The sequence below is a fragment of the uncultured Anaerococcus sp. genome (assembly GCF_963510575.1).
GTDB lineage: Bacteria > Bacillota > Clostridia > Tissierellales > Peptoniphilaceae > Anaerococcus.
The window spans coordinates 1-7,866 of record NZ_CAUPFR010000079.1 but is presented as its reverse complement, the minus strand read 5'-3'; the positions used below and the strand labels follow the sequence as shown (position 1 = coordinate 7,866).

Genomic DNA, 7,866 nt, shown 5'->3' with positions numbered 1-7,866 from the left:
AACTTGGTATATTATCTGAAATACCAGCGCAATTTACAAGTACATCAACCCTGCCAAAATCCTTTAAAACCTCACCTACAAAGTTCTTTACACTTGCCTCTTCTGTTAAGCTTGGCCAATAGCCTTTAAAAAGGGATGGGTCATAATTTTCTTTTAATTTATCAATAGCCTTATTGGCTGATTCTTCCCTAGAACCAAGGATAGCGACCTTGGCACCGTTAGCGAGGAATTTTTCTGCAACAGCAAAACCAATTCCCCTTGATGAACCAGTCACAACAGCGACTTTACCTTCTAATAATTTCATAAAACCTCCTTAAGATTTTCTATAAACTTATATACCCATTTTAAAGAAAAAAACTATAATTTTTCTAAGTTTGACATTTGAGCGAAAAGAGGGTATTATCAATAGGTAATCTCTACTCCGTAGTATAAACGGGGTCAATAGTCCACAGGGAGGTGAAAATATGAATAATTACGAAGCAGTATTGATTTTCAAGACTGAATTAGCTGATGCTGACAGAATTGCTCTTCTAGATAGATTTAAAGGTCATATCGAAGAAAACGGCGAAGTTGTATCAGTTGATGATTGGGGAAAGAGAAGACTTGCTTATGAGATCGCAGATCTTAAAGAAGGTTACTACTACATCGTAGACTTCAAGTCTGACCCAGATCATATCAAAGAATTTGAAAGAAGATTAAGACTTTCAGATTTCGTTCTTAGATACATGGTTATAAGAAAAGAGGACTAATATGAATAAAGTGATACTTATAGGACGCCTAGTTAGGGATCCTGAGTTAAGATATACCCAAGGAAATCAAGCGGTATGCACATTCACATTAGCAATTGACAAAAAACTTAGTCGTGAAAAAAGAGAAGAAGCGGAAGCAGCTAATCGTCCAACAGCAGATTTCCCAAGGATAACTGTTTGGGGTAGGCAGGCAGAAAATGCCTCTAGATACCTCTTTAAAGGAAGTCAATGCGCAGTAGAAGGTAGAATCCAAACCGGAAGCTACCAAGATAGAGAATCAGGCAAGACAGTTTATACAACAGATGTTGTTGCCGACAATGTTGAGTTTTTAGGATCTAGGTCAGAAAGACAAAGTCATAGCTCAAATCCTGGCGACAACCAAGATGTATATACAAACAACTATTCTCAAACAAGTAGCCATCAAAATAACCAAGCAAGTGCACCAAGCACCAATGACGATTTTTTTGATGATGACTTTACTGAAATCCAAGACGATGGCAGAATTCCATTCTAGAAAAATATAGAGAAAGGAATTACAATGGCAAGAAGATTTAAACCAAGAAAAAAGGTTGATCCATTTGTTAAAGACCCATCAAAGGTAATAGACTATAAAGACATTGAAACTCTAAAAAGATTTGTTACCGACAGAGGTAAGATTCTTCCAAGAAGAGTTACTGGTCTAAATGCAAAACACCAAAGAGAAATAACAAGAGCAATCAAGAGAGCTAGACAAGTAGCCCTATTGCCTTACGAAGAAAACTAAGATATAAAACAAATAAATTTCAATAAGCAAATGGGAGCCTGGCTCCCTTTTAATTTGCCATAAAACATGAATATTTAATATATGAAAGTATAGTCATAGATATAATTAAATAATAAAAGGAGGACTTATGTTAATTGTTATTATTTCTTTAATAGTAGCTATCTTAGCGTTATTTGCTATGGGTTATATTATTAAAGAGAGAATTCTTCCTGTATCTCAAGGCTCAAAAAGAATGCACGAGATTGCAGGATACATCAAAAACGGAGCAATGACCTTCATCGCAAGTGAATATAAATTTATCATTGCCTTCGTAGTAATTGTTTCAATCCTAATTTCCATTTTCCTAGACTTTAGAATCATGATTTGTTATGTAATCGGTTCATGTTTCTCAATGTTAACAGGATTTATTGGTATGAGGACCGCTACAGAATCAAACTCTAGATGTGCAAATGAAGCCATGGAAGGTGGCACAAACAGAGCCCTAAAACTTGCCTTTGCAGGTGGTTCTGTAATGGGTTATGCAGTAACAGGCCTTGGTTTTTCAGGACTTTTAATCTGCTACTTAATCTTTAGGGACCCAGCCATAGTAATGGGATATTCACTCGGAGCATCATCTGTTGCCCTCTTCGCCAGAGTTGGTGGTGGTATCTATACAAAGGCTGCCGACCTTGGAGCTGACCTTGTAGGAAAGGTAGAAGCAGGTATCCCAGAAGATGACCCAAGAAACCCAGCCGTAATCGCAGACAACGTAGGAGATAACGTTGGAGACGTAGCAGGAATGGGAGCAGACTTATTTGAATCCTATGCAGGAGCAATCATCTCAGCTATCACCCTAGGCCTTGTATCATACGGCGACGCTGGATTAAACTTCACCCTACTTTTAGTAACAGTAGGAATCCTTGCCTCACTTGTAGCAAGCTTCCTATTCACATCTAAAAACCACAGGGACCCACAAAAGGCCCTCATGATGACAATCTATGTCTCAGGCGCCATAGTCCTAATTGCAGCTATTATCTTATCCTTCGCCTACTTTGGCAACGTAAGAGCAGCCCTTGCAATCATCACAGGAATCATAGTAGGTATAGCAATCGGACTACTAACAGAAGTTTACACATCAGATAAATTCAGATTTGTAAAAAATATAGCAGAAGAATCAAAAACAGGTGTAGCAACCAACATCATCTCAGGTCTATCAACAGGAATGCTATCAGCAGTATTCCCAATCATCCTAATCTCCCTAGGCATCATCGCAGCCTACTGGGCAGACGGAGTATTTGGTATAGCCCTATCAGCAGTAGGAATGTTATCAACAACAGCCACAACAGTATCAGTAGATGCCTACGGCCCAATCACAGACAACGCCGGCGGAATCGCTGAAATGGCAGCCCTACCAAGCGAAGTAAGAGACATCACAGACGAACTAGACTCAATAGGAAACACAACAGCAGCCATAGGTAAAGGATTTGCAATCGGCTCAGCAGCCCTAACAGCCCTATCCCTATTCGTAACCTACTCAGAAACATTAAACCTAGAAACAATCTCAATCCTAGACAGCCACGTAGTAGCTGGAATGTTCGTAGGAGGCATGCTACCATTCCTATTTACAGCACTCACAATGAACTCAGTAGGCAAAGCCGCAACACAAATGATCAACGAAGTAAGAAGACAATTCAGAAACGACCCAGGCCTACTAGAAGGAACAAGCGACCCAGACTACCAAAGATGTATTGAAATATCAACATCTGCATCCCTAAAAGAAATGATCCTACCAGGCGTACTAGCAATCATAGTACCAATCTTTGTAGGCCTAGTATTTGGCCCACAATCCCTCGGTGGACTTCTAGCAGGAGCCCTAGTAACAGGCGTACTAATGGCAATCTTCATGTCAAACGCAGGTGGAGCTTGGGATAACGCAAAGAAATACATCGAAACCCTAGACGGCGAAAATGGAAAAGGCTCAGACGCACACAAGGCAGCAGTAGTAGGAGACACAGTAGGAGACCCATTCAAAGACACATCAGGTCCATCCCTAAACATCCTAATCAAACTAATGACCGTAGTATCAGTAATCTGTGCCGGCCTATTCATCTAAAACAAAACAATAAAAATCGACCTCATCTAAGATGGGGTCTTTTTTTACTATAAAATGAAGGATTTTTTTGTGCAAAAATCGGGACATATGATAGAAAAATCCTATATATAAGTAGTATAGCAAAAAATTACACCACCAAAGGAGGGCAAATGCAACCAACATATTACACAATCTTACCATCAGAAATAAGATTAGATAAGAGGCTGTCAGCTTTTGATAAAATTCTATATTCAGACATACTCGCACTTTCTAGCAAAAAAGGCTACTGTTATGCTACAAATAAATATTTCGCGAAAGTCTATCAAATGTCGATATCTACAATATCACAGTCTATATCAAAGCTTGTAGAAGCTGGACTTATAAAAAGAATATATGAATACAAGAAAAACTCAAAAATGATAGAAAGGAGAAAATTATATATACCAGAAAATTATACCGAGTCTATCAAAAATTTAACAGACCCCCTAGTAGAAAATAAGAAGCAGGGTATAGGAGAAAACTCACAGGATAATAATATAAATATGAATAATATAAAGAATAATAAGGGTCAAACCACAAGTGTGGATAAAGAAAAGAAAAAATCTAGGAAAAGCGACCAACTCCTAGAAGTATTGGAAAGCATTTAGGGAGGAACAAAGATGGTAGAAGAAATTTACAAAAAAGGCAAAAAATACCTAATTATTGACGGCAAAGAATTTGGACCCAAATCCCTTTATTTTCACATAAAAAGGGCCCTTTCATACTTAAAAAAATCCTCTGAAGAAGGAAAGTGGGATGAAAATATGAAAAAAGAAGCAAAGGATAAGATAAGAAGGTTAATAAAAATCTATAGGGAAAATTATCCGGAAGATGACTTGTGGGGCTAGGGTAATTGAAAAACCTTGTATAAGTTTTATTATATCTTTAAAGTAGGAGGGGCTTTGTTAGGGGGAAATTATAGTCAACTTAGAAAAAAATTAAAAGATTATTGTGCCAGGATAGTGGATAATATGGAAATTCTTCTTGTGCCAAGCATAATGAATAGAAAAAAAGAAGGCCAATGCCTTCTTTCTTAATTATTCTATGGTGCGGGATAGAAGATTTGAACTTCCACGACCTAAAATCGGTCACAAGATCCTTAGTCTTGCGCGTCTGCCAATTCCGCCAATCCCGCTTAGTATCACTATTAAATGATACTATGATTTTTGGCTTTTGTCAAATAATTTTTCCTAGAAAATCTTTGGCCCTATCTGTTTTTGGGTTTGCAAAGAAATCTTTTGGGTTATTACTTTCTTCGACTATTTTTCCAGCATCCATAAAGATTAATCTGTTTGATACTTCTCTTGCAAAGGCCATTTCATGAGTTACTACTAACATTGTCATGGCATCTTTTGCTAAATCTGCCATTAAATTTAGAACTTCCCCAACCATTTCTGGGTCTAGGGCGCTGGTTGGTTCATCAAATAGCATGATTTTTGGATTCATCATGAGGGCTCTAATTATCGCTATCCTCTGCTTTTGTCCTCCTGAAAGCTGGTCTGGATAGGATTTTTCCTTATCTGATAGGCCGATTCTTTCTAGGAGTTCTCTGGCCTTTTTGGGGGCTTCATCCTTTCCGAGTTTGCCTCTGAGGATTGGGGCTAGGGTTAGGTTATCAATGATTGTCAAATGGCTAAAGAGGTTAAAATTTTGAAATACCATGCCTATTTCTTCCCTAAGGCTGTTTATATTATAGTCTTTTATATTTTTATCTAAAAATAGGATTTGGCCACTATCAATTTCCTCTAGGAGGTTTAGGCTTCTAAGGAAGGTTGATTTGCCTGAGCCTGATGGGCCTATTATTGAAATGACATTTTCCTTATCGACTTTTAAATCTATTCCTTTTAGAACTTCGTTGTTTGCAAAGCTCTTGTGAAGATTTCTAACTTCTAACATGTTGTATCTTCCTTTCCATGGCTTTGAAGGCTTGCTCTATCAAGATTACTATTATTAGATATATTAGAGCTGCCGCAAAATAAGGGACGCTTGCCTTAAAGGTTTTGGATATGATTATTGATGCTCCACGGGTTAAGTCAGCTAGTCCTATGAAGCCAGATATTGAAGTTTCCTTTAAAAGTGTTATAACTTCGTTACCTAAGGCTGGGAGGGCGTTTCTTAGGGCTTGGGGAAGGCTTATCTTAAAGAGGGCTTCGTTATATGAGAGTCCCAAGCTTCTTGCAGCTTCCACTTCTCCTTTTGCTACTGAATTTAGGCCGCTTCTGATGACCTCAGACATGTAGGCGGATGAGTTTAAGGCGAAGGTTGCTATGGCAATTATTACCAGGTTATCAAGGCCTACAAGAATTACGTTAAACATAATTAAAAGCTGGATTGTTGATGGAGTTCCCCTTATGATTGTTATAAAAAGCCCAGCTAGCTTATCTAAAATATTCAGGGTAAATCCTTTTGGATTATCCCATTTTGGATTGAGGTCTATCTTGGCTTTTCTGATTATGGCAAGGATTATACCTAGGATGAAGGATAATATTAGGGAAATTGTACTTACTAGAAGGGTTATTTTAAGGCCTTCTATAAGGTACATATATAGGTTGCCATCTAAGAGATTTGTCTTTATCAAGTCAAACATCAGGACCTACTTATATTTTTTGACAATTTTTTCGATTGTTCCATCATCTTGAAGTTCTTTGATGGCCTTATTTATTAGGTCTTTGGCTTCATCTTCTTCTTTACCGATGGCAAATGCATAATCTTCAGATTCGTAGTCAGCTTTCATGATTTCAAGATCGTCGTTGGCTGCTAGGAATTTTTCTGCTGAAGTTTGGTCCATTAAGATTGCATCGACTTTTCCATTTTGAAGGGCAAGGACAGCATCAGGATATTTAGCAAAGGCTGATACCTTGTCAAATTCTTTATCAGCAAGTTCATTTCCTATTGTACCAAGTTGGCAACCTATTGTCTTATCCTTTAGGTCATCTTTTGATTTGATTCCACTATCTTTTTTTATTAAGAATAATTGAGTGCTTGATGCATAAGTATCAGTAAAATCAACATTTTCAAGCCTTTTTGGATCTACTGTCATACCAGCAGCTCCTATATCAGCCCTACCTGAACCAATTGATGCTATGATTTTGTAAAAGTCCAAATCTTTTATTTATACGACGACCTTCAATTATTCTCCAATAGCTTTTACAATTTCAGGGTCTAAACAAACAATATCTTCTCCATCATAAAATTCATATGGGGCGAAGTCTGCACTTGTTGCTACAGTTAATTTTCCGTCAGCTAGAATACCTGGTAATTTATCTGTATTTGCAGATTCTTTAGCATCCTTAGTGTTTTCATTTGCGCCACATCCTGTCATTAGTCCTGCTAATAGGACGCCGATTAATAATTTCTTCATTATAAATTCCTTTCTTTTTGGCATAAAAAAAAACTCCTCCCAAAGGGACGAGTTTATCGTGTTGCCACCCAAATTTTCTTATTTTTCACAAAATAAGACTCAATAAGTACTATCATACCTTATGCTATAAGGGGCACACCCCTAAGGCCCTACTCTTAATTCAGGTCCTAAGCTCAAAGACTCTCTTCATCCTACCCTTACCTGTCTTCTTCCACTCTACAAGACTCGCTAGAGGATTTATGCAAGATTACTCTTCTTATCATCGCTTGTTATGCCTTATTATATAACCATTATTTTTCTTGTCAAGCTATTTAGATAAAGTATAGAAAAAATAATCATAAAGGATATAATATTTTTGAGGTATTTATGATTAGAAAATGTTTTGCAAAGATTAACCTAAGCCTTGATATTATCTCAAAAAGAGCTGATGGTTACCATAATATCGACACTTTGATGGCTAGGATTAATCTTTTTGATGAATTAGAAATAGAAGAAACTAAGGATTGCGAATTTGCCTATGAGTCTAATGTTGACTTGGGTAAAATCGAGGATAACCTAATTTTCAAGGCTTACAAGGCTATGAAGGACCTTGCAGGAGAAAGGGCGCCTGGTATTAAGATTAAACTTAGAAAAAATATACCGGTTGCTGCTGGTTTGGCTGGTGGGTCTACAAATTGTGCCGAGACTATGAAGGCTTTGAACGAATTTTGGAAGCTGGGTCTTAGCCGAGATGACCTTATGAAGGAAGGGGCGAAACTTGGGGCGGATATCCCATTTTTCTTCCTCGATAGGGCAGCACGAGCTACTGGGATTGGGGAAATCCTAGATCCTTTTAGGATTAAAACTCCTCTCAAAATCCTTTTGGTAAATGATGGGACAAATA

12 protein-coding genes, 1 tRNA gene and 1 other annotated feature are annotated in these 7,866 nt (G+C 37.6%); of the genes, 7 read left to right on the top strand and 6 right to left on the bottom strand.

The genetic code is table 11. From position 1 onward, the window contains the following. The coding region (locus RQ907_RS06490; protein ID WP_311492565.1) for an SDR family NAD(P)-dependent oxidoreductase at positions 1 to 304 on the bottom strand (304 nt) is incomplete at its 3' end. Positions 305 to 464: 160 nt separating this feature from the next. Here RQ907_RS06490 and rpsF point away from each other — a divergent pair. The 6 genes from rpsF to RQ907_RS06460 all read left to right on the top strand — a co-directional run bounded on the left by rpsF (position 465) and on the right by RQ907_RS06460 (position 4,470). Next, the gene (gene rpsF, locus RQ907_RS06485; protein ID WP_311492564.1) at positions 465 to 749 is read left to right on the top strand and encodes a 30S ribosomal protein S6; all 285 of its coding nucleotides are present in this window, start codon (positions 465 to 467) and stop codon (positions 747 to 749) included. Position 750: 1 nt separating this feature from the next. Further along, a complete protein-coding gene (locus RQ907_RS06480; protein WP_311492563.1) occupies positions 751 to 1,263 on the top strand; it encodes a single-stranded DNA-binding protein in 513 nt (170 codons plus the stop codon). Positions 1,264 to 1,287: 24 nt separating this feature from the next. Continuing rightward, positions 1,288 to 1,512 (top strand): 30S ribosomal protein S18, encoded by a 225-nt coding sequence (gene rpsR / locus RQ907_RS06475; protein WP_004828342.1) that lies wholly within the window; start codon positions 1,288 to 1,290, stop codon positions 1,510 to 1,512. 127 nt (positions 1,513 to 1,639) lie between these two features. Beyond that, positions 1,640 to 3,604 (top strand): sodium-translocating pyrophosphatase, encoded by a 1,965-nt coding sequence (locus RQ907_RS06470; RefSeq protein ID WP_311492562.1) that lies wholly within the window; start codon positions 1,640 to 1,642, stop codon positions 3,602 to 3,604. Between the two features lie 149 nt (positions 3,605 to 3,753). Then, positions 3,754 to 4,230, top strand: a complete 477-nt coding sequence (locus RQ907_RS06465; protein WP_311492561.1) for a helix-turn-helix domain-containing protein — start codon at positions 3,754 to 3,756, stop codon at positions 4,228 to 4,230. A gap of 12 nt (positions 4,231 to 4,242) precedes the next feature. Beyond that, positions 4,243 to 4,470 (top strand): hypothetical protein, encoded by a 228-nt coding sequence (locus RQ907_RS06460; RefSeq protein WP_311492560.1) that lies wholly within the window; start codon positions 4,243 to 4,245, stop codon positions 4,468 to 4,470. A 197-nt stretch (positions 4,471 to 4,667) separates the two neighbouring features. On the opposite strand, the gene RQ907_RS06455 is transcribed toward RQ907_RS06460, so the two are convergent. From RQ907_RS06455 to RQ907_RS06435, 5 genes are all read right to left on the bottom strand, one after another. Next, positions 4,668 to 4,757: transfer RNA gene (locus RQ907_RS06455), tRNA-Leu, on the bottom strand. A 41-nt stretch (positions 4,758 to 4,798) separates the two neighbouring features. Next, complete coding sequence (locus tag RQ907_RS06450) at positions 4,799 to 5,518, bottom strand: amino acid ABC transporter ATP-binding protein (protein ID WP_311492559.1); 720 nt, start codon at positions 5,516 to 5,518, stop codon at positions 4,799 to 4,801. Further along, positions 5,505 to 6,209 (bottom strand): amino acid ABC transporter permease, encoded by a 705-nt coding sequence (locus tag RQ907_RS06445; RefSeq protein ID WP_311492558.1) that lies wholly within the window; start codon positions 6,207 to 6,209, stop codon positions 5,505 to 5,507. The genes RQ907_RS06450 and RQ907_RS06445 overlap by 14 nt, the downstream gene beginning before the upstream one ends. Positions 6,210 to 6,215: 6 nt before the next feature. Further along, positions 6,216 to 6,725: a transporter substrate-binding domain-containing protein gene (locus RQ907_RS06440; RefSeq protein ID WP_311492557.1), complete on the bottom strand. Its 510-nt coding sequence runs from the start codon at positions 6,723 to 6,725 to the stop codon at positions 6,216 to 6,218. 27 nt (positions 6,726 to 6,752) lie between these two features. After that, positions 6,753 to 7,007, bottom strand: a complete 255-nt coding sequence (locus RQ907_RS06435; RefSeq protein WP_311492556.1) for a hypothetical protein — start codon at positions 7,005 to 7,007, stop codon at positions 6,753 to 6,755. Between the two features lie 16 nt (positions 7,008 to 7,023). Beyond that, positions 7,024 to 7,255: a binding site (T-box leader), on the bottom strand. Between the two features lie 94 nt (positions 7,256 to 7,349). On the opposite strand from RQ907_RS06435, the gene ispE reads away from it, so the two are divergent. After that, the coding region (gene ispE / locus RQ907_RS06430; protein ID WP_311492555.1) for a 4-(cytidine 5'-diphospho)-2-C-methyl-D-erythritol kinase at positions 7,350 to 7,866 on the top strand (517 nt) is incomplete at its 3' end.

What these genes read in the sequence shown, in the direction of transcription:
- rpsF (WP_311492564.1), top strand. Translation starts at nt 465, where the DNA reads ATGAATAATTACGAAGCAGTATTGATTTTCAAGACTGAATTAGCTGAT.
- RQ907_RS06480 (WP_311492563.1), top strand. Translation starts at nt 751, where the DNA reads ATGAATAAAGTGATACTTATAGGACGCCTAGTTAGGGATCCTGAGTTA.
- rpsR (WP_004828342.1), top strand. Translation starts at nt 1,288, where the DNA reads ATGGCAAGAAGATTTAAACCAAGAAAAAAGGTTGATCCATTTGTTAAA.
- RQ907_RS06470 (WP_311492562.1), top strand. Translation starts at nt 1,640, where the DNA reads ATGTTAATTGTTATTATTTCTTTAATAGTAGCTATCTTAGCGTTATTT.
- RQ907_RS06465 (WP_311492561.1), top strand. Translation starts at nt 3,754, where the DNA reads ATGCAACCAACATATTACACAATCTTACCATCAGAAATAAGATTAGAT.
- RQ907_RS06460 (WP_311492560.1), top strand. Translation starts at nt 4,243, where the DNA reads ATGGTAGAAGAAATTTACAAAAAAGGCAAAAAATACCTAATTATTGAC.
- RQ907_RS06450 (WP_311492559.1), bottom strand. Translation starts at nt 5,518, where the DNA reads ATGTTAGAAGTTAGAAATCTTCACAAGAGCTTTGCAAACAACGAAGTT.
- RQ907_RS06445 (WP_311492558.1), bottom strand. Translation starts at nt 6,209, where the DNA reads ATGTTTGACTTGATAAAGACAAATCTCTTAGATGGCAACCTATATATG.
- RQ907_RS06435 (WP_311492556.1), bottom strand. Translation starts at nt 7,007, where the DNA reads ATGCCAAAAAGAAAGGAATTTATAATGAAGAAATTATTAATCGGCGTC.